Below are 21899 nucleotides of genomic sequence, written 5' to 3'. Positions count from 1 at the left end.
CAGCAGTGCAGCGCGCAGCGACGCTTTCCGGCAACACTGCTGCAGGAACCGGGTTTAGCGCGGGGCGCGTTTCGCCAGGATGCGTTGCAGCGTCCGGCGGTGCATGTTCAGGCGGCGCGCGGTTTCCGAGACGTTGTGATTGCACAATTCGTAGACCCGCTGGATGTGCTCCCAGCGAACCCGGTCGGCGGACATCGGGTTTTCCGGCGGTGCAGGTTTCTCGTCCGGGGAGGCCGTAAGGGCCCGGATGATGTCTTCCACGTCTGCCGGCTTCGACAGATAGTCGACGGCGCCAGCCTTCACGGCCGCGACGGCGGTCGCAATGGCCCCGTATCCGGTCAGGATGACCGCGCGGGCGTCTGGCCGGTGCTTCTGCAGCACTTCCACCACGTCCAGGCCGCTTCCGTCTTCCAGACGCAGGTCCAGAACGGCAAAGGCCGGTGGGTTCAGGCGGGCAATGTCCTTGCCTTCGGAGACCGAGGACACCGCCGAAACGACGAACCCGCGTTGGGCCAGGGCCCGGGCCATGCGTTGCACAAATGGTCCGTCATCATCCATGACAAGACATGAGCGGTCCTCAACATTCTTGAGGCTCTCGTGCAAATTCACATTTACAGGCCGGTCCATTGGCTTTTCCTCGATGACATATCCGTCATATAGGTCTGAACCGCCAATTAATCCAAGTCAGATGCCTGCAAATTGCGCAGTGGCCACAGGGTCTGAACCACGGCGCCTTTCTTGGGCGGTGTGCGGTTGCGCGTGGCGATCCGTCCGCCAGTCCGCTCGATCAGGGTCTTGGCGATGAAAAAGCCGAGTCCCATGTCGCCGCCGCCCAAATGGGCCTCGCCGCGTTGGGACACATAGGGTTCGCCCAGTTTGGGCAGCACTTCCGGCGCAAATCCGGGGCCGTCATCGCTGATGGAAATCACGATCTGGTCGGCGGTCCAGGTGGCGACGACATTGACCCGCGTGTCAGCAAAACTGACCGCATTCTCGATGAAGGCCCCCAGAGCGTGCAGCACTTCCGGGCTTCGCTTCAGCACGGGCGCGCGAGGGGCGCCGCCTTCGCCTGCTTCTGCGCGCACACGCACGTCCACGCCCAGCCCCTTGAACGGTGCGGCGGCCTCGGCCACCAGGGCGTCCAGCGGGATCTGCGCGTGCACGATGTCAGTCGCCTCGCGCGCTTCCCGGATCGTCGCCAGGATGCTGCGGCACCGGTCAGCCTGTTCGGCAATCAGTGTGATATCCTCGGCGCGCGGATCGTCCGGATCGAGATCCGCCTGCAATTCCTTTGCGACCAGGTGAATGGTGGCCAGTGGAGTGCCCAATTCATGCGTCGTCATGGCGGACATGGCGCCAAGTGCCGACAGGCGCTGCTCTCGTGCCATCACCACGCCGGCGGCGTCCAGTGCGCGGACGAGGCGGGCTTCATCCTGGCTGACGCGCGCAGCCGAAAGGGCGAAGAATACCACACCGACCGCCAGGGCCATTAACTGGCCGAGCTGGAACAGGGGCGGCAGGGCAATGCTCGTATCCGCCACCCCCCAAGGCAGGGGCAGGTGAATCAGGGGCATGAGGCCCGCAAGTATGAGTGCGAGCAGTGCAATCAAAGTCGCCCGGAACGGGCTGAGACTGAGGGCGGCCACGGTTACCGGCGCCACCAGCAGCAGCAGGAAGGGATTCGACAATCCACCCGTTGCCGCAATCAACGCGGCCAGTTGCACCGTATCGAAGGCCAGTTGCAGCGTCGCCTCCCATCCGCGCGTCAGGCGCTGGCTCTGAAAGGCGAAGGACAGGAACACGTTCAGCCAGGCCGATGCGGCAATGATCGCCAGGCACAGCGCCAGCGGCATGTCGAAGCCGAGGCCGAAGGCCACAAACAGCACGGCAGCGGTCTGTCCGGCCACGGCCAACCAGCGCAGCGTGATGAAGGTGCGCAGGCGGGTCCGCCCCAGGGCAGATTGCGCCGAACCCAGCCCCTCGGGAGGCAGGGTGAAGATCGCATCATCCAGATCGAAGTGCCCATCGCGCGCTGAATCGTCCATTTGCGCCTTATGCGGCAGCGTGACGCTTGCGCCAAGCACCGCTTGCGCGCCATATCGCCCTCATGATGATCCGACATTGCCTTTCCCTGTCCGCTTGCGCGGCGGCCGCCCTGCTGGCGGCCTGTTCTCCGTCCAACGAATCCGTTCCAGCCGAGACGGCCCGCTCAGGCGGTGCTCAGGCCAGTTGCCTCAGCCGGGCCTATCCGGAAATCGGTGGCCCGATCTCGCTGATCAATCAGGCCGGTGACCGCGTGACAGAAGCGGATTTCAAGGGGCGGCCCACCCTGGTCTATTTCGGGTTCACCTATTGCCCGGACGTGTGTCCGATGACGCTAGTCACGGTCGAGCGCGCCTATGAGCAGCTGCCGGAAGGCATGGAACCGCCGCAGACTGTCCTGATCTCGGTGGATCCGGAACGTGACACGCCGGATGTGCTCGCCAGCTATGTAAAGGCACCACGCTTTCCCGAAAACCTGGTCGGCCTGACCGGCACGGACGAAGAGGTTCGGGCGGCTGCGGACGAATTCCTGTCCGACTATTCCCGGGTCGAACAGTCCGACAGCCAGTCGGAATACACGATGGATCACACTTCGCTGCTCTACCTGATGGACGAGGACTGGCAGCTGAAGACCTTCTTCACGCATGAAGACACGGCTGACAGCATTGCGGCCTGTCTCGGCGAATTGCTCGCCGAATAGGCACGGGGCCCGCCGCTTGGACAGGCCCCGGCCGGATCAGGCGAGCAGGCTGGCCGCGAAAAAGGCAAAGAATGCGCCGATGGCAAACGCGGCGACACTGATCCACCACACGACCCAACTGATCTGACGTGCGCGTGTGCAGGCCCGCGCCTTTGCCGGGTCAACCGGGCAGGGCAGTGAGCGCGCATGCCATTGCCATGCCCCCGCCACCGCAATCATCGCGGCGGCGATGGAGAAGACCAGCACCTTGTTCCTGCCCAGCCAGGTGATCTGTGGCACCGCCTCGATCAGGCCGGCCATCACCGCGCCCGCTCCAATGCTGACCAGCAGTGCCGGCAGGGCGCAGCAAATCAGGGTTCCGGTCGAGGTGAACAGGGACAGGAAAGCCGGCAGCGTGCTGGGGGCCTTTACCTCGCTGCTCATGCGCCGTCTCCCCGGTCGATGCTGACAAGGGAATAGCCCGATTTGCGGATCAGCTTGCCGATGGTCTCGTCATCCATGTCGGCGCCGGCCTTCAGGCCCAGGACAATCTCGCCATTGTCCAGATCCACTTTTACGCTTTCGACCGCTTCCTGCTTCTTGAACACTTTCCGCACCGCCTGGGCGCAGAAATCGCAGACCAGGCCATTCACCTTGGCTGTAACGGTTTGAGCCGACATGGCCGGATCTGCTCCGGTGTCAGCGGGCATCTCCATTCCGGCATGGGCGGAATGGTCCATTTTGGAATGATCCATCGTCTCTTCGGCCGGGGCCGGCATGGCGAGCAGGGACAGGGCGAGGGCGCTGAGCGCGGTTTTTGTGAGTTTCATGTGTGTTTTCCTTTGGGGTCAGAACCGGATGATCCAGTTCGCAAGCAATTCGTCCGACTCCAGCGTGTAGCCGATCTCGACCATCTGGACGCCCTTGAAGAACCGGACGAGGGGGGTTGTCGTGGTGGGCTCGTCGGCTTCCGGATGATTGTCCACCTGCAGCATGAGCCAGGTGTGGAGATCCCCGAAATCGCCGATATAGGGCGCGACACCCAGCCGGGCGCTGTGGCGCAGGCTCTGATTGCCTGCATAGTCGGTGGCTCTTGCCTCATAGGAGGTGAACCAGCGCCTTGTCTCCCAATCGGCGGCGAAACCGGCAAAGCCGGACAGCTCTCCGGAGTCCGGCCCGAACGGATCTGCCTCGCCAACACCCAGTTTGAGATAGGTGTTCGCCTGGCTTTTGGGGCCGTTCCAGCGTTTCAATAGCCGGTTGTACTGGAGCCCGGTAAACTGGACGTCTTCCGCCCAGTTCCGCTCGGCATAGAAGCCGATCGAATCCGAGGCCGTGGGTGAATAGTGCACATGAACGGACGAGCCATCGCCATTGTTCATCTGCATGACCGTCCAGCCGCCGGGATAGGAGACGGGACGGGCCTCTGCCAGGGGGGCATGTGCCACCCAGGCAAAGCATGCCGCAAGAGGTGCGGCGCGGGACAGGAAGGACAAGGCCTTCTCCTTTGTTCCGGGTTGAAGGGATGTTTCGCGGGAAACATCAGGCCCGGGGAGGCGGCGGCTCCGGCACAAAGGCGACAGACACCGGGTCGGCGTCCAGAGGCATGTCGAACAGGGGCGGATAGGCGTCCGTGCTGTCCGCCGGCACGGGTGCAGGCGGCAGGGCCGCCACGATGGCCGGACAGCAGCAGGCGGTTTCGTCCATCGGCATGTCGGGCGCTTCAGGGCCGGCGGGGGTCACTTTGCCCATGTCCACGCCCCCCATGTCCATATGGCAATCGCTCGCCATGGCATGGCTCATCTGGCTGGCCTTGGCCGCCGGACATCCAGATTGCACGGCGCTGGCCGTGCCGGACGTCATCAGCAACAGGCTGAGGCAGAGAAGGGCGATCCTGTGCAACATCACACGCCGTATATCACGTTTCGCCACCGATCGGTCAAATGACGGTTCAGGGAGCTATTGCGCCACCCAGCCACCATCGATCGACAGGTCTGCGCCATTGATCTGGTCCGCGTCCGGCGAACACAGGAAGGCAACGAAGCCGCCGATCTGCTCTGCCGTCACGAACTGCTTGGTCGGCTGGGCCGCCAGCAGCACGTTCTTGACGACCTCATCGCGGCTCATGTTCCGTGCCTTGGCCGTATCGTCGATCTGGCCATCGACCAGAGGCGTGTGCACATAGCCGGGACAGACCAGATTGCACCGAACGCCATGTTCCGCCCCCTCCAGCGCCGTCACCTTGGTCAGGCCCGACAGGCCATGCTTGGCCGCGACATAGGCGGACTTGAACGGAGAGGCCACCTTGGCATGGGCGCTCCCGGTATTGATGATGCGGCCCCAGCCTTTCGCTTTCATTGGGCCGATGGCCAGCCGGGTCGTGTGAAAGGCCGCCGACAGGTTCAGCGCCATGATCAGGTCCCATTTGGCCACTGGAAACTCTTCCAGCGGCGAGACGAATTGCGTTCCGGCATTGTTGACCAGGATATCCGTGCCGCCGAACTCGCTGTCCACATGGGCCATCATCTCCTCGATGGCCTCGGGGTTCGTCAGGTCTGCCCCGGAATATCCGACACGTACGCCATGTTCCGCTTCCATTTCAGCCTGCAGAGACTGGATCTCGTCTGCATCGCCAAACCCGTTCAGCACCACATTCGCGCCTGCCTGGGCAAGCCGCTCGGCAATCGCCTTGCCGATGCCGCTGGTAGAGCCGGTAACGAGGGCGGTTTTCCCCTTGATCATGAATATGTCTCCTTGAGGCTGTCGCGTGCTATGGTTAGGGATAAGACTGGCTCAGTTCGGGTCAATCGATTTTAGAGGAATTTGCGAGCGTTTATGGGCGGTGAAACTCTTGCCTTTGTCGAGGCGTTCCCACGCTTCCTCCTGTGGACGGCTGCCGCAGGTGGCATGTTGGCCGTCGCCAGCACGATTTACGTGCTGCTGACGCCCTGGAAGGAACTGGCCCTCGTGAAGGCGGGCAATTCGGCAGCGGGCTTCGCGCTGGCGGGGGCGATTGTCGGCCTCGCCATTCCGATCGCCTCTTGTCTAGCTTCAAGCGTCACGTTGATAGATTTGGCGATCTGGGGCGTGGTATCCCTGCTGATCCAGCTTCTGGTCTATCGCCTTGTGGATGTGCTGCTGACCGACATTCCGAAGCGGATCGAGAAGGAAGAGGCCGGCGCGGCTGTCGTCCTGATCTCGGCCAAGCTCGCCTCCGCCATGATCATCGCCGCGGGCCTGTGGGACCCGGTATTGCAGAGATTCTGAAGGAGAGGCGTCGACAGGGATGCGTTCGTTTGACTGGGTGATCTACGCATTGGTGCTGGGCGTCGTCGTCTGGACCCTGTTCGCGCGCGATCCCAAGGCCGACGCGCCAGAGCCGCCACAATCCGTGATCGAGGCCGACGGGCCCACCCTGCCGCCGCCATCGCCGCTTGATGAACAGGTTCTGGTTCAGGTCAGTGAGCCCAAGGATGGCATCGGCACCGCCTTTGCCGTCAACAAGCAAGGCCAATGGATCACTGCCCGCCATGTCGTGGACGGCTGCAATTCGGTCGGCCTGCTGGTCGCCCCCGGACAATATGTGCCGGTCGACAGCATCGTCGTCGATCCTGACCATGACCTTGCCTTGCTCTCCACGGGGCGCAGCCCGAACCCCGTCAAGCTGGACCTTGAATCCCCGCTGCGCATTGGCACGCCGGGCTATCATGTCGGCTACCCCCAGGGGCGGCCGGGTGAAGTGGCCACAAAGCTGATGTCCCGCTCGAAACTCATCACGCGTGGCCGCCGCGAAGGGGCAGAACCCATCCTGGCCTGGGCCGAGATCGGGCGCACGCGCGGCCTCACCGGCTCGCTGGGCGGCATATCCGGCGGTCCGGTCTTTGATGCGGGGGGCGCCGTGCGCGGCGTGATCGTTGCCGAAAGCCCGCGCCGCGGTCGCATCTATACAGCCGCGCCAACCTCTATCGACGCCTTTCTCACCAGTCTCAGCATTGATCGTGAGGACGGTCCCGCCGAAATTTTTGCCGAAGAGACCTATGGCCCGATGTCGGACAATGCCCGCCGGCGTCTTCAGGTCGTAAAGGTCGCCTGCCGGGTCACGCCATGACACATTTTGCTTCCCGCCTCATCGGTGCTGTCCGGCGCCAAGGCCCCCTCTGTGTGGGCATTGATCCGCATCCGGGGCGCGTGCCCACCCTGTTCGGTGGGGATACGCCGGAAGGCCTGGCCGCATGGGGGGAGGCGGTGGTGGCTGCCACAATCGGGCGCGCGGGCATCGTCAAGCCGCAGGTCGGCCTGTTCGAACGCCACGGTCCGGACGGCCTGCGGGCCCTTCAGCGCGTCTGTTCCGCAGCAACCGAAGCGGGCCTGATCGTCATCACCGATGCCAAGCGCGGAGACATCGGCACCACGGCAAAGGGCTATGCAGCGGCCTATCTCGCCAACACGGCGCCCTTTCCGTCCGACGCCGTGACGGTCAATCCCTATATGGGCCTCGACACGCTGGAACCCTTCCTCGATCAGGCCGAGGCCAATGAAAAAGGTGTGGTGGTGCTGGCCCGCACGTCAAATCCGGGTTCGGCCGATTTCCAGGCCCGGGACCTGGACGGCGCCCCGCTTTATGCGCGCGTCGTCGAGGCGCTCGCCCCGGCCATTGAGCGCCTGAAAGGCCCCGAAAACTGGTCCAGCCTGATGCTGGTGGCTGGCGCGACCGGCCCGGAGGAAGCCCGTCACCTGCGGCGGCTCGCGCCTGACGCGCTGTTTCTTGTACCCGGCTACGGGGCACAAGGCGGCGGGGCGGCCGATGCCCTTGCCGGCTTTGCGCGGATCGGCGACCGGCTTGAAGGCGGCGTGGTGAACGCCTCCCGGTCTGTCACCTTTCCTGAAGGATCGGATACAGCGACCGATCTTGTCGCCTGGCGCGCCCTGATCGAGACGGCCATTGACGCGGCCCAGTCGGACCTGTCCGTCCATGCCGGGCAGGGGGCTGACACGCACGCCTGACCTTGAGACAGGTCTCGACAATCGGCCCGCCTCCTCTACTCTTTCCCGGGAAAGCGGCGTCAGACCGTTTCGAGGAAACGAACAGGGAGAGGAACCGCCATGACAAACTGGCAGTCCACACTGATTGCGGGGGCATCCTTCGTAATTCTCGCCGCTTGCGGGCAGGCGAAAACGGCCGACACAGACACATCAGCTGAGCCAGAGGCATTCGCTTCGGTCGACACCAACCGGATCAGCACGGCCAGTGCCGGAGAAGAATGGCTGACCTATGGCGGAACATATGACGAGCAGCGCCATTCCAGCCTGACAAATGTGAACACCGGCACCGTCGCCGATCTCGGTGTTGCCTGGACCTATGACCTCGCCACCAATCGCGGTGTGGAATCGACCCCGATCGTTGTGGATGGCGTCATGTATGTCACGTCAGCCTGGTCACTGGTCTATGCGCTGGATGCAAAGACGGGTGAGGAACTCTGGGTCTACGATCCGGATGTTGATCGCGCCGTCGGCGTAAAGGCCTGCTGCGATGTCGTGAACCGCGGTGTCGCGGTCTATGACGGCAAGGTCTTTGTGGGCGTCATTGATGGCCGGCTGGAAGCGCTCGATGCAAAAACCGGCGATGTCGTCTGGAGCAAAGTCACGGTCGACCAGTCAAAGCCCTACACGATCACCGGGGCACCGCGCGTCGTGAACGGCAAAGTGCTGATCGGCAATGGCGGCGCGGAACTGGGCGTGCGCGGGTATATCTCCGCCTATGATGCGAATACCGGCGACAAGGTTTGGCGTTTCTACACCGTTCCGAACCCCGAGAAGCAACCGGACAATGAAGTGTCCGACGCTGCGTTTGAAGAGATCGGCAATGTCACCTGGGGGGATGAAGGCGCCTGGGTCACCGATGGCGGCGGTGGCACCGTGTGGGATTCCATCGTCTATGATGAGGTGAACGAACAGGTCATTTTCGGAGTCGGCAATGGTTCACCCTGGAACCGGGATTTCCGCGATCCGTCCGGCGGGGACAATCTGTTCCTCTCGTCCATTGTGGCCGTGGATGCGGAAACCGGCACCTATAAATGGCACTTCCAGACGACGCCGGGCGACAATTGGGATTATACCGCCACCCAGACCATCATCCTGGCGGACCTGCCGGTCGGCGAGGATGGCGAGTCCCGCCGTGTTGCGATGCAGGCCCCGAAGAACGGGTTCTTCTATGTGCTGGACGCCGCGACCGGAGAGTTCATTTCCGGCGATGCCTTTGTTCCGCTGAACTGGGCCGAGGGGCTCGATGAGAACGGGCGTCCGATCGAGATCGCGGATGCCCGCTATGGCACCGTCCCCTACGAACAGCTTCCCGGCCCGCTCGGGGCGCATAACTGGCACCCGATGGCGTTCAATCCGGATTTGAACCTTGCCTATATTCCCGCACAGGAAATTCCGCAGGCCTATGCCCGCGATCCCCGGTTCGAGACCCAGTCCATCGCCTGGAATACGGGCGCCGACTTCGCGGCCGGTGTGCCCCCGATTGCACCGCCCGAAGTGGCGAAATACCTGCGCTCGACCCTCAAGGGCCGCCTGATTGCGTGGGATCCAATTGCCCGAGAAGCGCGCTGGTCAGTCGAACATGGCAATGCCTGGAATGGCGGGGTGTTGTCGACGGCGGGTGGTGTCGTTTTCCAGGGCAAGCTGAACGGAGACTTTGTCGCCTATGATGCCGCGACCGGGGACAGGCTCTGGAGTCATGAGCTGAAATCCGGCGGCGCGTCCGGCCCCGGCACATACATGGTCGACGGCGAACAATACGTCACCATCACAACCGGCTGGGGCAGTGCCTTTGGCCTGTCAGCCGGCTTCGCCTATGACGAGACCGTTCCTTCGACTGTCGGCAAGGTCGTGACCTTCAAGCTGGGCGGGGAGGGTGAAATCGCCGATCCGGACTTCCCGATGATCGACAAGACACCGAAGGCGGATTCGTTTGGTGACGAGACCATGATCGCCGAGGGCTCCGTGCATTATGCGCGCAACTGCACCGTCTGCCACGGACCATTGGCGGTCAGTTCCGGGGTCCTGCCGGATCTGCGCTGGTCGGCCATAACGGGCAATGAGACGGCATGGAAAGGTGTCGTGCTGGATGGCAACCTCGCCTCGAACGGCATGGTCTCCTTCGCAGACCATCTGTCCCCGGAGCAGGCGGAGGCCGTGCGCGCCTATGTGCTGGCCCAGGCGCATGCGGCAACGCCTGCAGACTCCGGCGCAGACTGACCGATTGTGAGTGGCGCGGCCTTCGGGGCCGCGCTACATACACGTCATGCATATCCTGATCCTCATTCTCGGTATCCTGACGACGATCGGCATCTGGTCCTGGCGGATCCAGATGGCGCGCCGCGGGGCCAGGGTGGCGATGGATGCAGCGGGGGCCATCGCCAATGCGCCCCGGCGCTTTGCCTTCAAGTACCGGGCCGGGAAAGCGGGAATAAGCCTGATCGAGGACCCGCGCGAAGCCGCCGCCATCATGATGATGGAAGTGGCACGGGCGCGGGAAGGACCGCTGACCGATGCCCAGGCCCGCACCATTGATGAAGAGATCATGCGCCATTTCAGGTTCACCCGCAAAGAGGCGGATGAATTGTCGGCGCATGCGGCCTGGGTCACCAATTCAGCACCCGACCCGCTGGCGACCATGCGCACGCTCAGTCAACTCGTGGTCAGCGCCCCTCAACTTGGTCCGAAGGAGATCGTTGATCTCGACGCCATGCTGGTCGCCGTGTCGGAAGCCGAAGGCGTGCCCACGCGCGCGCAACTGGCCCTGTTGCAGGTGTTCAGGGACAGGGCAGGCCTGAAGACCTGACGCGCCAACCGCTGTCGGCGCTTGCGCCGCCGGTGTGGGCGCAATAGGGATTTGGGTCATGTCAAAGCCATTGCCCAGCGAGTACCGCGCCAAGGTCCTGAACGAATCCTGGACCAATTTCTCCATTCTGCGGCATGGCCGGTTCGACGGCATGCTGGTGACGTCGAAGAATTCCGGCACGCACTGGCTGAAATACATGCTGGCCGTCGCGCTGGCTGAAACACACGGCATTCCCCATCCGGCCTATTTCTCCGAGAATGCAGTGCGGCCCTATATCGGCTGGCCCAAGGATGATGTGACGTTCCCGGAATTGCCGCGTCTGGCTTTCAGCCACACCATTCCACACCATCTGGCCGAATGGGGCTGGGCCCGCAGCCTTGCAGGCCTGCCGCCCTATGTGCTGGCGGTGCGCCATCCCATGTCCATCCTCGCCAGCCACCATGCCAAATGGGAATACGACATCAAGGTCGACTGGCTGACCTATCTGAAAGGCGATCCCGGCGGGTCGAAATATCGCTGTGATCTCTACTGGCTGGCGCGCTTCTGGAATCGCTGGGGCGATGTACGTGCGCGCCATGGAGAATCCCTCCTGCTGGTCCAGTATGAGCGGACCCAGAAGGATCCCCGCGCGGTCCTGCAGGCCGTGTCGGATCATTGGGCGCTCGGCCTGACTCCTGCCGCCCTGGACGTCGCGCTTGCCGCTGGCACCAAGGAGGCGATGGCCCTCAAGGTTGATCCCGACGCCGAGCCAAACGTCCTGCAGAACCGCAAGACGCCGCTTTCAGACCTGTTCACGGGCGAGGCGATGGACATCTATGCAGACCATGTCCGGACCCTGTTCCGGCATGATCTCGACTATGACCTGTTCAGTCTTCCGGCTTGAGATAGCCGCTTGATCGGCCATCGGCGGTGTATTTGATCCACCATGGTTCGGCCTCGGCCTGCGCTTCCAGCTCCAGGAAGAGCGGGTCTTCCAGAACGGCCGCCGAATACTCCGCCGCTGCGCCGGTCAGCGGCAGGCCATAGGTCCGGAAGCGCGTCACGACCGGGGCATAGAATGCATCCGCCGCGCTCCACTTTCCTAACAGGAAATCGCCGCCCGCGCCAAATTGCGCGCGCATCTCGTCCCACATGACCTGAATGCGGGCGATGTCGGCCGCCAGCGCCTCGGTCATTTCAGGCGTGGCGGTACGGCCGCGAATGTCCATCGGGCACGCCTTGCGCAAGGCCGGGAAACCGGCATGCATCTCGCTGGTTACCGCGCGCGCAATCGCCCGCTTGCCGGCATCTTCCGGCCAGACCTCGCCCGCAGGCGCCCAGTCGGCAATCCATTCCGTGATCGCCAGGCTCTCCCAGACGGTCACATCGTCCCAGATCAGCAGCGGCACTTTCGCGGTCGGGCTGATCTCCTTCAACCGTGCCGACGTGTCCGGGAAGTCCAGCGGCACGATCACTTCCTCCACCGGCAGGCCCACGCGCCGCGCCACCAGGAGCGGCCGGATCGACCAGCTCGAATAGTTCAGATTTCCAAGGACCAGCTGTCTCATGCGCGCTTTCCTTCCCCGATCAGCCACTTCACCTCATGCACCCGGACCTCCCCGAACACCCCCGCCCTGGCATAGGGGTCCTCCGCGCCCAGCGCCTTCGCCGCCGCCAGACTGTCTGCCTCGATCAGGCACAATGAGCCGATCATCCGGCCATCCTCCGACAGGAGCGGCCCGGCCATGCGCACCGCCTCGCCCAGGGTCTGGACCCATGCCAGGTGGGCCGGGCGATTGGCGGCGCGCAGCTCGGCGCCATTGATGTCATTGTCGAGATTGTGAAAGGCGAAAAGCGGCATGTATCGAGGCTCCGGCAACAGGTGTGGCTGACCTGCCATATGGCACAGGCGGCGCCCTCTGCCCATAGGCGCGGATCGCGACAGAAATGGGCTGAATGAATCATTGATCCTTCAGTAACAAGGAGTATGGTGGCCGCATGAATGACACGACCGATACCCGCCAGCAGATACTGGAAGCCGCCATGGAGCGCATCGTCCATTATGGCTATGCCAAGACGACGATGTCCGAGATCGCCCGGGACTGCAACATGTCCGCGGGCAACATCTATCGCTTCTTCGCGTCCAAGCTGGACATTGCCGAGGCGATCGCACGCAAGTTCAATTCCGAACTCTACCAGACCTATGCCGGCATCTGCCGTCAGTCCGATTCCGCCGCCGACCGTCTGCGCCGCTTCTTCGAGTTCAGCCTGGTCCGCACCTTTGAAGCCTTCGAAGAGAAGGACAAGTTGATCGAACTGGCCGAGACGCTGAGTGACGAGCGCCCTCTCTTCTTCAATGAGCAGCTCGCACAGGAGCGCGTCTATCTCGTCCAGATCCTGGAGGCCGGCATCGAGTCGGGCGAATTCCGCCAGATCGAGCACAAGGACGAGACGGCAGAGATGATCCAGGCGGCCATGATGAAGTTCCGCTTTCCGCAATTGTTCTCCCATCTGACGCTGCCAAAACTGAAACGGGAACTCGCCGGCGTCATGAACCTGGTTCTGGCAGGCCTGTCCGCCGGGGCCGCGGTTCCGGAGCGCAAAATAGATAAACTCTGAATAATTTCGTTTTCGTTCATTGATAAATGTTCAGGCTGATGCTATATGTCAGGCATCGGCAGCGATGGTTGCTGCCGGCAAGAGCTGAAAGATCAGATCAATGACCCTGTCCAAGACCGAAGCCCGCCAGTCCCTGGTCGCTTTTCTTGCGGCATTGCCGATGGCGCTGGCCATCCTCGCCGCCACCTATTCGCTTGCTGAATTCGCAGTATAGACCCTGTAGTCAGGTTAGGCCTTCGCGCCCCGTCGCCCGGTCTCGTAAACCGGTGCCGCCCGCGCTGCCGCTTCGTCCAGCGGCCAGCGGGGGCGCGCGCCGGTGGCGAGGTCTCCATCCGGCTCGCTGACCAGGCCTGCTGCCAGCCGTTCGGCTCCGGCCAGGGCGATCATGGCTGCATTGTCCGTGCAGTGCCGAAGCGGAGGGGCTATCAGGCGGGCGCCTGCAGCGTTGGCAACCGCCTCCAGCGCGGCCCGGATCGCCTTGTTCGCCGCCACGCCGCCCGCCACGACCAGCCGTTTTTGGCCATCCCCACCCGGATCAAACCCGTCCAGCGCCCGCGCGGTGCGTGAGGCGAGGATATCGGTGACCGCCTTCTGGAAACTGGCGCACAGATCCTTGATCCGCGCGTCCGTCATGCCGCTTTCCGCGGCGCGCGCGACCGCCGTCTTCAAGCCTGCAAAGCTCATGTCCAGGCCCGGCCGGTTCAGCAGGGGCCGGGGCAGCGCAAACGCGTCCGGATCGCCCCCCTCGGCCAGCCGCTCGACGGCGGGTCCGCCCGGAAACCCGAGGCCCAGCGTCTTGGCGGTCTTGTCGAAGGCTTCCCCGACCGCATCATCAATGGTCGAGCCGAGGCGGCGATAGTCGCCCAGGCCGCGGACCTCCAGAAACTGGCAATGCCCGCCGGAGACCAGCAGCAGAAGATAGGGGAAGGGGCAGTCATTGCCGAGCCGCGGGCTCAGCGCATGACCTTCCAGATGATTGACCGCCACAAAGGGCTTGCCGGCCGCCTGCGCAATCGCCTTGCCGGTCATCATGCCCACCAGCACGCCGCCGATCAGGCCGGGGCCGGACGTGGCGGCCACGCCATCCAGGTCTTCATAGCCGATCCCGGCCTCGTGCATGGCGGCCTTCACGGTCAGGTCTGCCAGTTCGGCATGCGCGCGGGCCGCAATCTCCGGCACGACGCCCAGATAGGGCGCATGCTCGTCGAGTTGCGTACGGATCACGTCAGACACCAGCTCTGCCCGCCCGTCGGTCAGGCGCAGCACCGCCGCAGCGGTCTCGTCGCAACTGGTCTCGATGCCCAATATGGTCAGCGTGTCGCTCATCCCGTGCATTTAGGCCGCCGGGAAGCATTTGGAAAGCGCGGCCCGCAGGCCCTATAATCAGTAAAAAACAATGGGAGGCACGATCTTGGCGACACCATTCCGGTGGAATATTGCCCGTCGGGAACAATTGGGCGGCCTGATTTCGGCGACCGCGCCGGGTCGGCCCCTGAACGACATGTTCCTGGAATCCCTGCGCGCCACGGCATCGCGCATCCTTGCCCATGCCAACCGGTCCGACCTCGCCTTCATCGGCCGCACGCCGGAAAACCTGTATGATTACCTGTCGGGCTGTTTCGAGGGCTTGCGCGATGTGCCGGCGCTGCATCTCGTGCAGTATTCGTTGCGCAATGCCGGTTCGGTCGAGCAAGTGCCCGAGCCCGCCCTCAACGGTCTGTTCGACTACCTGACTGCCGAAGGCCTCGGCCCCAGGGCGATTGCCACCGGCCCGCGGCCGATTGCCCTGGTCGACTTCGTCGCCTCCGGTGGCACGATGGAAGGGCTGATCCGCCTGATGAGGCTTCAGGCCGAGCGGGAAGGGCAGGACTGGACCGCTGTCCAGCGCCGCCTGCGCATCATCGGCCTGCGCGTGCGCACGAAGAATTCGCCCAATACATGGCGCTGGCAACAGCATCAGGACTGGTTGCACTTCATTCCGGACACGATCATCCGCAATGTCTCCGCGCCTGCCGCCTTTCTCTACTATCTCGGCAATGACCAGCCCAAGGTGACGGCCAGCTTCCATCCGGGCCGCTGGGCAGAGGAGGAAGGCGCCGCCCGCCGTCCCAGTCGCGACCAGCAGGCCGCGCTCGGCTTCGCGGCCCAGCTCTATGATCTCGGCCGCTCACGGGACGAACGCCAGTGCCTCGCCCACCGCATCGCCCGCCATCGCAAGATGAGCCAGCGTGCCACGCGCCGCCTCGTTCTGCGATTGCGAGGGGGATAATCGCCAGATAGGATACTGCATGACCCAATCCGACCCGATAACCGCCTCTCTTGAACGCTTCGGAGCGCTCTGCGCCGATCCGGCGCCGTTGATTTATCAGCGCCTGTTCGCGCGGCATCCGGATTTTGAGGAATTGTTCGCGATGGACACGGATGGCGGTGTGCGCGGATCGATGCTGACAACCTGTTTCGAATGTATCATCGGTCTGGCGGAAGGCAGCCCGCTGCCACGCTTCGAAATGCAGTCTGCGCGGCTTTCACATCAGGGCTATGGCGTACCCGAGTCCAAACTGGATGACATGTTCGCCGCCATCCGCGATACGTGCCGGGATACGCTGGCGGGCGAGTGGACCCCCGCCATGGAGGCCGCCTGGGCGGCAGTTCTGGCCGAAATCGCCTGCATGGGCCACGCCCCGGCCTAGTTCAGTCTGCAGAAAGGGGGCGCTACCGCCCCTTGAATGCTGCTGGTCGTTTCTCCAGGAACGCCATCATGCCTTCGCGCGCATCCTCTGTCTTCAGAAGGGGCAGCAATTGCAGGAAGACATGATGCACATGCTCCGTAAACGGCTCTGACAGGCCCATCCGCATCAGACGCTTCGAGGCCTGCACGGCCAGTGGCGCATTTGACGCAATCTCCCGGGCCATCGCACGCGCTTCATCCATCAATGTGTCGTGAGACACCACTTTCGCGCACAGCCGCTCAGCCAGGCAGTCCTCCGCGCTCAGTGTGCGGCCGGTAAAGATCAGCTCGCACGCTTTCTCCCAGCCCAGCATGCGGGGCAGGAACCAGGTGCCGCCGGATTCCGGAAGGATACCGCGCTTGGTGAAGGCTGCAGCCATCTTGGCCTTGTCCGACATGATGCGGATGTCACAGCCGAGCGCCGTATCCATGCCATAGCCGGCCGCCCCGCCATTGATCGCGCAGATCGTCGGCGTATACATGTTGAACAACACCGTTGGCGGCGTATTGCGCAGATCCAGCGTGGCGCTCGCCACGGCGCCGGACCCGATACCTTCGCCTTTCGTGGCGCTTTCCAGATTGAGCCCCGCACAAAAGGCGCGGCCCGCCCCGGTCAGGATCACGCAGCGCACATCCCTGTCAGCATCCGCTTTGAGCAGCGCCTCACACAGCTCGTCCAGCATCGGGCCGGAAATGGTGTTCAGCCGTTCCGGCGCATTCAGCGTGATCGTCGCAACATGGTCTGCGACCTCATAAAGAATTTCAGCAGGTTGTATGTCTGTGTCCGCCACGGCGTGTCTCCCTCTTGTTTTGGCCGGAAGCGTAGCGTGGACCGACAGGCGAGCCTAGGCTGTCCTCGCGGCAGTTTTCCGTCGCGGCGGACCAGTTTTCAGATTCTGTGTAAGAAAGTCAGGTCGCGGTGGACTAAGAAGACATGACACACGCAAAAGATCAGGAAGATCGCTACCGGGCAGCGGCTGAAGAGTTCGGCCCTGCGATGCAGCGGCTCGCCCGCGCGACAGAGGCCAATTCCGCCCGGCAAGCCGATTTGCTGCAGGAAATGCATGTCGCACTCTGGCAAAGCCTTGCCCGGTTCGACGGCCGCTGCGGCCTCGGTACCTGGGTCTATCGGGTCACGCACAATGTGGCGGCCGACCATGTCCGGCGCGAACGCCGCCACCGGCAGGCCGCTGTGCCCCTGGATGTTGTTGACCAGATGCCGGACGGCCGCAGCGTCTCTGCCGAGCGGGAACAGGCGGATGCGCTAGCCCGCCTGCATCAGTGGATTCGGGGATTGGGCCCGCCCGACCGGCAAGTGATGCTGCTTTACCTCGAAGAAGTGAGCGCAGCCGACATTTCCGACATCACAGGCCTTACGCCCGGCGCTGTGGCCACCCGTATTTCCCGTCTCAAATCCCGCCTCAGTTCAGATTTCAAGGAGTCCCGTCATGACTGATTTCGACCAGATTCGCGCCCTTTGGACCGCTCAGCCTGTCGAGCCATTTACACTGTCCGTAGACCAGCTGCGCAAGCGCGCCGGAAAATTCCAGGCTCGGATCCGCCAGCGAAACATCACCGAATATCTCGCCGCCCTTCTGGTGATCGGTGTATTCGGCTGGATGGCCTGGCTCATTCCGGTGTTCACAGTGAAGGCGGGCGCACTCCTGATCATTCTCGGCGCGCTTTATGTCTGCTGGAAACTGCACAGGATCGCCGGGCAGGGGGCTGGTCAGCAGGCAGACAATACAGCCCGCTTGCTGGACCATCACCGCACCGAACTGCTGCGCCAGCGTGATGCGCTCGCCTCGGTCTGGCGCTGGTATCTCGCCCCCTTTGTGCCGGGATCGGTTCTGTTCGTGGCGGGGGTGAATTTCTCGCCGGACACCGGACTGCCCTTCCTGGCGGGGCTTGCCAGCTTCGCTGTCTCCATGGCGATCATGACCGGCGTGTTTGCCGCCATCATATGGCTCAACAATCGCGCGGTGAATCAGCTCGATGCAGAGATTGCCGAACTCGATCGGGTGTGGAACGAGGGCGCAGCCTAAGCCTGGGCCTAGGCCGCCCGAGCCGTCGTTTTCCAGCACGCAGCCGTAAAGGCGATTTTGTCTCCCTCGGCAAACTCCATGATGGCGGCCCGTACCACATCGATGACTTTCTCGCGCGTCGCCTCATCCACGCCCTGTGCCATTGCATAGCCGACCGGCCCCATCAGCGAGACGTAGAGATCCATCGCCGACAGGGGGAACCGGCAGTCCACGTCCAGCTTCTCATGCGCCAGATCCTGCCATCCGGCCTCGGACAGAATGCGCTCCACACGCGCAGAATCGGCAAAGCCGAACTGGCCCCGCGCGTTCGGCTCGCGCTTCGGCAGGCCGGGCAGAAGCGGGCGCGCGGCGGTCTCGGCAGCTGTCATGAACGGATTCTCCGCCGGGTCCCGCCAGCTGAGCAGCACCATGCCGGCCCCCGGCGCAGCGGCGCGGTTCAGATTGCGGAAGGCCGCGACGGGATCTTCAAAGAACATCACGCCGAAGCGGGAGGTGATCAGGTCATAATGACTGGCGGAAAACTCATGCGTCTGTGCGTCGGCCACAATGAATTCGGCGTTTGACCCGGCCTCAGCGGCGCGTTTGCGGGCATGCGTGATCATCGTCTCGGAAATGTCGAGGCCGAGGCATTCTGCATCCGGGCCGAGGGCGTCGCCCAGGGCCAGCGTCGTTGCGCCGGTTCCGCAGCCAATGTCCAGCACGCGGGCCGCCCCCGCTGCTGATGCGGTCTCGACCAGAACACGCTCAAAGGGCGTGAAGGCAGCATCCAGCAATGCCTGCGCCCGGACCCATGCCTTGCCGCCGGCGCCGTTCCAAATCTCTTCCTGATCCTTGTTTGCGATGCTCATTCTGCCTGCCTTTTCCTTGTCAAACTGGGCTGATATCGGCATCCTGCCACTTCAAGCCGACTTGAGGTCAAGAGCCATGTTGGAAATTTCAGACGTTGCGAAGCAATCCGGCATCCCGGCCTCCACGCTGCGCTATTATGAAGAGCGCGGCCTCATTCGCTCGGCCGGACGGCGTGGCCTGCGCCGCCTGTTCGAACCGGACGTTCTGGAACGGCTCGGCCTCATCTCCCTTGGCCGTGCCGCCGGTTTCACGCTGGAAGAGATCGCCGCCATGATGTCGGAAGAGGGGCCCCGCATCGAACGCGCGGCGCTGGTCTCAAAGGCAGATGAGCTGGACGAGAAGATCCGTCAAATGACGATCATGCGCGACGGCCTGCGCCACGCCGCCAAGTGCCGCGCCCCCAGCCATATGGAATGCCCCAGCTTCCGCCGCATCCTTCGCGCCGCCATGACAGGTAAGATTTCGGTGAAGGACAGACCGATGGGGCTCAGTGGACGAAAGTCTTAATCCCCATCCATCCGCAGTGCTGCCACAAAGGCTTCCTGCGGGATCTCGACCTTGCCGAACTGGCGCATGCGCTTCTTGCCGGCGGCCTGCTTGTCGAGCAGTTTCCGCTTCCGGCTGGCGTCGCCGCCATAGCATTTCGCGGTCACATCCTTGCGCAGGGCACTGAGCGTTTCACGTGCGATCACCTTGCCGCCAATGGCTGCCTGGATCGGGATCTTGAACATCTGGCGGGGGATCAGATCCTTCAGCCGCTCACACATCTGGCGGCCCCGGCTTTCGGCGCGGTCGCGGTGTACCAGCATGGCGAGCGCATCCACCGGCTCGTCATTCACCAGGATCTGCAGCTTGACGAGATTCTCCGCGCGGTGGCCGACAATCTCATAGTCAAAGCTCGCATAGCCGCGGCTGATGGATTTCAGCCGGTCATAGAAATCGAACACGACCTCGTTCAGTGGCAATTCGTATTTCACCATGGCGCGCCCGCCGACATAGGAGAGTTCGGTCTGGATGCCGCGCCGGTCCTGGCAGAGCTTCAGGATGCCGCCGAGATATTCGTCCGGCGTGTAGATCGTCGCATTGATCCACGGCTCGCGGATTTCCTTGATCTTGGTGACTTCCGGCATGTCCGCCGGATTGTGCAGCTCGATCTCGGTATCGTCCGTCATCGTCATTTCATAGACAACGCTCGGCGCGGTCGCGATCAGGTCCAGGTCGAACTCGCGGCTGAGGCGTTCCTGGATGATTTCCAGGTGCAACAGGCCGAGGAAGCCACAGCGGAAACCCATGCCCAGCGCCGCAGAGGTCTCCATCTCCCAGGTGAAGCTCGCATCATTCAGGCGCAGCTTGCCCATCGCGGCGCGCAGTTCGTCGAAATCATTCGCATCCATCGGGAACAGGCCGCAGAACACGACTGGTTGCACGTCCTTGTAGCCGGGCAGGGCCTTGGCGGTCGGGCGCTTCTCTTCCGTGATCGTATCACCGATGGCCGTGTCGCTGACTTCCTTGATCGAGGCGACGAGAAAGCCAACTTCGCCCGGCCCCAGCGCGTCGGTTTCGGTGATCTTCGGATTGAACGTACCCACCTTGTCGACCTCATAGGTCGCGCCGGTGCGCATCATCTTGATCTTCTGCTTCTTCTTCAGCACGCCGTCATGCACGCGCACGATGACCACCACGCCCAGATAAGGGTCATAATAGGCATCGACCAGCGCGGCCTTCAGCGGCGCGTCGGCCTCGCCCGTTTGCGGGGCAGGCAGGCGCTGCACGATGGCCTCCAGCACGTCCGGAATGCCAAGGCCGGTCTTCGCCGAAATCTCCAGCGCGTCAGACGCGTCGAGCCCGATCACATCTTCAATCTGCGCTTTCACGCGGTCAACGTCCGCGGCGGGCAGGTCCACCTTGTTGAGCACGGGCACGATCTCATGGTCCTGGTCGATCGCCTGATACACATTGGCCAGCGTCTGCGCCTCGACGCCCTGAGAGGCATCCACGACCAGAAGCGAGCCTTCGCACGCGGCCAGGCACCGGCTGACCTCATAGGCGAAGTCCACATGGCCCGGCGTGTCCATCAGGTTCAGGACATAGGTCTCCCCGTCCTGCGCCTTATAGGTCAGGCGCACGGTCTGGGCCTTGATGGTGATGCCGCGCTCCTTCTCGATGTCCATCGAGTCGAGCACCTGTTCCTTCATCTCGCGGTCGGTCAGCCCGCCGCAATGCTGGATGAGGCGGTCGGCCAGCGTCGACTTGCCATGGTCGATATGGGCGATGATCGAGAAATTGCGGATTTTGTCACGTGATATCATGGCCGGGATATAGCCGTGCTTGCGGCCTGCGGGAAGCGGTCACATTCACAGGAGGCGCGCTTCCCGGCCGCGGATCGCCGATTTCCCGCGGATTTCCATTAAAATCAGGCAATTCCGGAACTTCCCCCGGCGCGCGTCCATTGAGTCCCTGTCACATGAACCCCAGCCCGACGGAAGGAATTCCCATGAGCATCACGACTCTCAAAGACCTCTATATCGACCAGTTGCAGGACCTCTACAGCGCCAATCGCCAGTCGCTGAAAGTCACCCGCAAGCTCGCCGACAAGGCCAGCAATGACAAGCTGAAGGATGCGCTGAAACGCGGCGTGGACGGCATCCAGGACGGCATCGATGCAGTCGAGGGGCTGATCCGCCAGCACGGCGCCGATCCGCGCGGCGAGTTCTGCCAGGGCATGGAAGGCCTCGTGAAGGAAGCAAACGCCCACGCCATCGAGGCCGACATTGCCGACAAGGATGTGCTCGATGCCTCGATCATCTCGCAATATCAGCGCATGACCCATTATGCGCTCGCCGGTTATGGCACGGTCGTGGCCTTCGCCCGCCGCCTGCGCCTCAGCGACGAGGTCCGCACGCTTCAGGCGTGTCTCGACAGCACCTATTCAGGTGATCGGGAAATGTCGCAGCTTGCCGAAGGTGAAGTGAACCGAGAGGCGGCCTGATCCGTAAAGATCTTACCACCGAGAGAGAGCTGGCGGCCGGTCGCCCCCATCCATAGACGGCCGCCCGCCAGGGTGGGAACCCGGTCCGGCATATGCCGGGCCGGGTTTTCCATACAGGCTGC

At 63.2% G+C, this 21899-nt stretch carries 27 protein-coding genes; 14 read left to right on the top strand and 13 right to left on the bottom strand.

What is annotated here, in order from left to right:
• Positions 1-54 precede the first annotated feature (54 nt).
• Together HF955_RS05080 and HF955_RS05075 are read right to left on the bottom strand one after the other, a co-directional pair.
• Entirely contained in the window at positions 55-627 is a 573-nt protein-coding gene (locus tag HF955_RS05080; protein WP_036263301.1) for an ActR/PrrA/RegA family redox response regulator transcription factor, read from the bottom strand.
• Between the two features lie 47 nt (positions 628-674).
• Positions 675-2045, bottom strand: a complete 1371-nt coding sequence (locus HF955_RS05075; RefSeq protein ID WP_027839818.1) for an ActS/PrrB/RegB family redox-sensitive histidine kinase — start codon at positions 2043-2045, stop codon at positions 675-677.
• Positions 2046-2107: 62 nt separating this feature from the next.
• Between HF955_RS05075 and HF955_RS05070 the strand changes: the two genes are divergently transcribed.
• Positions 2108-2743 carry an SCO family protein gene (locus HF955_RS05070; RefSeq protein ID WP_291078432.1) on the top strand — a complete coding sequence of 212 codons (636 nt, stop codon included), beginning with the start codon at positions 2108-2110 and terminating at the stop codon, positions 2741-2743.
• Positions 2744-2779: 36 nt separating this feature from the next.
• Here the strand turns inward: HF955_RS05070 and HF955_RS05065 are convergent, their stop codons facing one another.
• From HF955_RS05065 to HF955_RS05045, 5 genes are read right to left on the bottom strand one after another with little or no spacing between them, the layout of a single operon-like run.
• On the bottom strand, positions 2780-3166 hold the full coding sequence (locus HF955_RS05065) for a hypothetical protein (protein ID WP_291078430.1): 387 nt from the start codon (positions 3164-3166) through the stop codon (positions 2780-2782).
• Positions 3163-3552: a heavy-metal-associated domain-containing protein gene (locus HF955_RS05060; protein ID WP_291078428.1), complete on the bottom strand. Its 390-nt coding sequence runs from the start codon at positions 3550-3552 to the stop codon at positions 3163-3165. Before HF955_RS05060 ends, HF955_RS05065 begins: the two co-directional genes overlap by 4 nt.
• A gap of 18 nt (positions 3553-3570) precedes the next feature.
• On the bottom strand, positions 3571-4218 hold the full coding sequence (locus tag HF955_RS05055) for a hypothetical protein (protein ID WP_291078426.1): 648 nt from the start codon (positions 4216-4218) through the stop codon (positions 3571-3573).
• 46 nt (positions 4219-4264) lie between these two features.
• On the bottom strand, positions 4265-4627 hold the full coding sequence (locus HF955_RS05050) for a hypothetical protein (protein ID WP_291078424.1): 363 nt from the start codon (positions 4625-4627) through the stop codon (positions 4265-4267).
• A gap of 54 nt (positions 4628-4681) precedes the next feature.
• Positions 4682-5464, bottom strand: coding sequence for a 3-hydroxybutyrate dehydrogenase (locus HF955_RS05045; RefSeq protein ID WP_291078422.1), 783 nt, complete (start codon positions 5462-5464; stop codon positions 4682-4684).
• 93 nt (positions 5465-5557) lie between these two features.
• On the opposite strand from HF955_RS05045, the gene HF955_RS05040 reads away from it, so the two are divergent.
• The 6 genes from HF955_RS05040 (at position 5558) to HF955_RS05015 (ending at position 11451) form a co-directional block, all read left to right on the top strand.
• Positions 5558-5989 carry a DUF350 domain-containing protein gene (locus tag HF955_RS05040; protein WP_291078420.1) on the top strand — a complete coding sequence of 144 codons (432 nt, stop codon included), beginning with the start codon at positions 5558-5560 and terminating at the stop codon, positions 5987-5989.
• Between the two features lie 19 nt (positions 5990-6008).
• Positions 6009-6830 (top strand): serine protease, encoded by an 822-nt coding sequence (locus HF955_RS05035; RefSeq protein WP_291078418.1) that lies wholly within the window; start codon positions 6009-6011, stop codon positions 6828-6830.
• Positions 6827-7726 (top strand): orotidine-5'-phosphate decarboxylase, encoded by a 900-nt coding sequence (gene pyrF / locus HF955_RS05030; RefSeq protein WP_291078416.1) that lies wholly within the window; start codon positions 6827-6829, stop codon positions 7724-7726. The genes HF955_RS05035 and pyrF overlap by 4 nt, the downstream gene beginning before the upstream one ends.
• Before the next feature lie 99 nt (positions 7727-7825).
• Positions 7826-9982 carry a PQQ-dependent dehydrogenase, methanol/ethanol family gene (locus HF955_RS05025; protein ID WP_291078414.1) on the top strand — a complete coding sequence of 719 codons (2157 nt, stop codon included), beginning with the start codon at positions 7826-7828 and terminating at the stop codon, positions 9980-9982.
• A 46-nt stretch (positions 9983-10028) separates the two neighbouring features.
• Positions 10029-10568, top strand: coding sequence for a hypothetical protein (locus tag HF955_RS05020; protein WP_291078412.1), 540 nt, complete (start codon positions 10029-10031; stop codon positions 10566-10568).
• A gap of 58 nt (positions 10569-10626) precedes the next feature.
• Positions 10627-11451, top strand: a complete 825-nt coding sequence (locus tag HF955_RS05015; RefSeq protein WP_291078411.1) for a sulfotransferase family protein — start codon at positions 10627-10629, stop codon at positions 11449-11451.
• On the opposite strand, the gene HF955_RS05010 is transcribed toward HF955_RS05015, so the two are convergent.
• The gene (locus tag HF955_RS05010; RefSeq protein ID WP_291078409.1) at positions 11435-12115 is read right to left on the bottom strand and encodes a glutathione S-transferase family protein; all 681 of its coding nucleotides are present in this window, start codon (positions 12113-12115) and stop codon (positions 11435-11437) included. The two genes, HF955_RS05015 and HF955_RS05010, sit on opposite strands and share 17 nt — an antisense overlap.
• Complete coding sequence (locus HF955_RS05005) at positions 12112-12408, bottom strand: YciI family protein (RefSeq protein ID WP_291078408.1); 297 nt, start codon at positions 12406-12408, stop codon at positions 12112-12114. The genes HF955_RS05010 and HF955_RS05005 overlap by 4 nt, the downstream gene beginning before the upstream one ends.
• A gap of 137 nt (positions 12409-12545) precedes the next feature.
• Here HF955_RS05005 and HF955_RS05000 point away from each other — a divergent pair, with 137 nt between their 5' ends.
• On the top strand, positions 12546-13166 hold the full coding sequence (locus tag HF955_RS05000; protein WP_291078406.1) for a TetR/AcrR family transcriptional regulator: 621 nt from the start codon (positions 12546-12548) through the stop codon (positions 13164-13166).
• A gap of 228 nt (positions 13167-13394) precedes the next feature.
• On the opposite strand, the gene tsaD is transcribed toward HF955_RS05000, so the two are convergent.
• The gene (gene tsaD / locus HF955_RS04995; protein ID WP_367279753.1) at positions 13395-14501 is read right to left on the bottom strand and encodes a tRNA (adenosine(37)-N6)-threonylcarbamoyltransferase complex transferase subunit TsaD; all 1107 of its coding nucleotides are present in this window, start codon (positions 14499-14501) and stop codon (positions 13395-13397) included.
• A gap of 76 nt (positions 14502-14577) precedes the next feature.
• Between tsaD and HF955_RS04990 the strand changes: the two genes are divergently transcribed.
• Positions 14578-15435: a hypothetical protein gene (locus HF955_RS04990; RefSeq protein ID WP_291078402.1), complete on the top strand. Its 858-nt coding sequence runs from the start codon at positions 14578-14580 to the stop codon at positions 15433-15435.
• A 19-nt stretch (positions 15436-15454) separates the two neighbouring features.
• On the top strand, positions 15455-15856 hold the full coding sequence (locus tag HF955_RS04985; protein ID WP_291078401.1) for a globin: 402 nt from the start codon (positions 15455-15457) through the stop codon (positions 15854-15856).
• 22 nt (positions 15857-15878) lie between these two features.
• On the opposite strand, the gene HF955_RS04980 is transcribed toward HF955_RS04985, so the two are convergent.
• Positions 15879-16685 carry an enoyl-CoA hydratase-related protein gene (locus HF955_RS04980; protein WP_291078399.1) on the bottom strand — a complete coding sequence of 269 codons (807 nt, stop codon included), beginning with the start codon at positions 16683-16685 and terminating at the stop codon, positions 15879-15881.
• 143 nt (positions 16686-16828) lie between these two features.
• Between HF955_RS04980 and HF955_RS04975 the strand changes: the two genes are divergently transcribed.
• Both HF955_RS04975 and HF955_RS04970 read left to right on the top strand, forming a co-directional pair.
• A complete protein-coding gene (locus HF955_RS04975; protein WP_291078397.1) occupies positions 16829-17350 on the top strand; it encodes a sigma-70 family RNA polymerase sigma factor in 522 nt (173 codons plus the stop codon).
• The gene (locus HF955_RS04970) at positions 17343-17939 is read left to right on the top strand and encodes a hypothetical protein (protein ID WP_291078395.1); all 597 of its coding nucleotides are present in this window, start codon (positions 17343-17345) and stop codon (positions 17937-17939) included. Before HF955_RS04975 ends, HF955_RS04970 begins: the two co-directional genes overlap by 8 nt.
• 8 nt (positions 17940-17947) lie before the next feature.
• Here the strand turns inward: HF955_RS04970 and HF955_RS04965 are convergent, their stop codons facing one another.
• Positions 17948-18787, bottom strand: a complete 840-nt coding sequence (locus HF955_RS04965; RefSeq protein ID WP_291078393.1) for a class I SAM-dependent methyltransferase — start codon at positions 18785-18787, stop codon at positions 17948-17950.
• A gap of 76 nt (positions 18788-18863) precedes the next feature.
• Here HF955_RS04965 and HF955_RS04960 point away from each other — a divergent pair, with 76 nt between their 5' ends.
• Positions 18864-19295 carry a helix-turn-helix domain-containing protein gene (locus HF955_RS04960; RefSeq protein ID WP_291078391.1) on the top strand — a complete coding sequence of 144 codons (432 nt, stop codon included), beginning with the start codon at positions 18864-18866 and terminating at the stop codon, positions 19293-19295.
• Here HF955_RS04960 and lepA read toward each other — a convergent pair.
• Positions 19292-21097 (bottom strand): translation elongation factor 4, encoded by a 1806-nt coding sequence (gene lepA, locus HF955_RS04955; RefSeq protein WP_291078389.1) that lies wholly within the window; start codon positions 21095-21097, stop codon positions 19292-19294. The genes HF955_RS04960 and lepA overlap by 4 nt on opposite strands.
• A gap of 185 nt (positions 21098-21282) precedes the next feature.
• Between lepA and HF955_RS04950 the strand changes: the two genes are divergently transcribed.
• A complete protein-coding gene (locus tag HF955_RS04950) occupies positions 21283-21777 on the top strand; it encodes a ferritin-like domain-containing protein (protein WP_027839841.1) in 495 nt (164 codons plus the stop codon).
• Positions 21778-21899: the final 122 nt, after the last annotated feature.

This window comes from Hyphomonas sp., assembly GCF_017792385.1.
GTDB lineage: Bacteria > Pseudomonadota > Alphaproteobacteria > Caulobacterales > Hyphomonadaceae > Hyphomonas.
Note: the sequence above shows the minus strand (reverse complement) of the source record. Positions and strands in the feature narration are given on the sequence as shown.

Bases quoted from the DNA above. Each gene is read 5' to 3' on its own strand.
- HF955_RS05005 (WP_291078408.1), bottom strand. From the start codon at position 12,408: ATGCCGCTTTTCGCCTTTCACAATCTCGACAATGACATCAATGGCGCC.
- lepA (WP_291078389.1), bottom strand. From the start codon at position 21,097: ATGATATCACGTGACAAAATCCGCAATTTCTCGATCATCGCCCATATC.
- HF955_RS05000 (WP_291078406.1), top strand. From the start codon at position 12,546: ATGAATGACACGACCGATACCCGCCAGCAGATACTGGAAGCCGCCATG.
- HF955_RS05080 (WP_036263301.1), bottom strand. From the start codon at position 627: ATGGACCGGCCTGTAAATGTGAATTTGCACGAGAGCCTCAAGAATGTT.
- HF955_RS05035 (WP_291078418.1), top strand. From the start codon at position 6,009: ATGCGTTCGTTTGACTGGGTGATCTACGCATTGGTGCTGGGCGTCGTC.
- HF955_RS04950 (WP_027839841.1), top strand. From the start codon at position 21,283: ATGAGCATCACGACTCTCAAAGACCTCTATATCGACCAGTTGCAGGAC.
- HF955_RS05070 (WP_291078432.1), top strand. From the start codon at position 2,108: ATGATGATCCGACATTGCCTTTCCCTGTCCGCTTGCGCGGCGGCCGCC.
- HF955_RS05045 (WP_291078422.1), bottom strand. From the start codon at position 5,464: ATGATCAAGGGGAAAACCGCCCTCGTTACCGGCTCTACCAGCGGCATC.
- HF955_RS05075 (WP_027839818.1), bottom strand. From the start codon at position 2,045: ATGGACGATTCAGCGCGCGATGGGCACTTCGATCTGGATGATGCGATC.
- HF955_RS05025 (WP_291078414.1), top strand. From the start codon at position 7,826: ATGACAAACTGGCAGTCCACACTGATTGCGGGGGCATCCTTCGTAATT.
- HF955_RS04970 (WP_291078395.1), top strand. From the start codon at position 17,343: ATGACTGATTTCGACCAGATTCGCGCCCTTTGGACCGCTCAGCCTGTC.
- HF955_RS05040 (WP_291078420.1), top strand. From the start codon at position 5,558: ATGGGCGGTGAAACTCTTGCCTTTGTCGAGGCGTTCCCACGCTTCCTC.
- HF955_RS05050 (WP_291078424.1), bottom strand. From the start codon at position 4,627: ATGTTGCACAGGATCGCCCTTCTCTGCCTCAGCCTGTTGCTGATGACG.
- HF955_RS04985 (WP_291078401.1), top strand. From the start codon at position 15,455: ATGACCCAATCCGACCCGATAACCGCCTCTCTTGAACGCTTCGGAGCG.
- HF955_RS05060 (WP_291078428.1), bottom strand. From the start codon at position 3,552: ATGAAACTCACAAAAACCGCGCTCAGCGCCCTCGCCCTGTCCCTGCTC.
- HF955_RS05010 (WP_291078409.1), bottom strand. From the start codon at position 12,115: ATGAGACAGCTGGTCCTTGGAAATCTGAACTATTCGAGCTGGTCGATC.
- HF955_RS05015 (WP_291078411.1), top strand. From the start codon at position 10,627: ATGTCAAAGCCATTGCCCAGCGAGTACCGCGCCAAGGTCCTGAACGAA.
- HF955_RS04975 (WP_291078397.1), top strand. From the start codon at position 16,829: ATGACACACGCAAAAGATCAGGAAGATCGCTACCGGGCAGCGGCTGAA.
- pyrF (WP_291078416.1), top strand. From the start codon at position 6,827: ATGACACATTTTGCTTCCCGCCTCATCGGTGCTGTCCGGCGCCAAGGC.
- tsaD (WP_367279753.1), bottom strand. From the start codon at position 14,501: ATGCACGGGATGAGCGACACGCTGACCATATTGGGCATCGAGACCAGT.
- HF955_RS04960 (WP_291078391.1), top strand. From the start codon at position 18,864: ATGTTGGAAATTTCAGACGTTGCGAAGCAATCCGGCATCCCGGCCTCC.
- HF955_RS05020 (WP_291078412.1), top strand. From the start codon at position 10,029: ATGCATATCCTGATCCTCATTCTCGGTATCCTGACGACGATCGGCATC.
- HF955_RS05065 (WP_291078430.1), bottom strand. From the start codon at position 3,166: ATGAGCAGCGAGGTAAAGGCCCCCAGCACGCTGCCGGCTTTCCTGTCC.
- HF955_RS04965 (WP_291078393.1), bottom strand. From the start codon at position 18,787: ATGAGCATCGCAAACAAGGATCAGGAAGAGATTTGGAACGGCGCCGGC.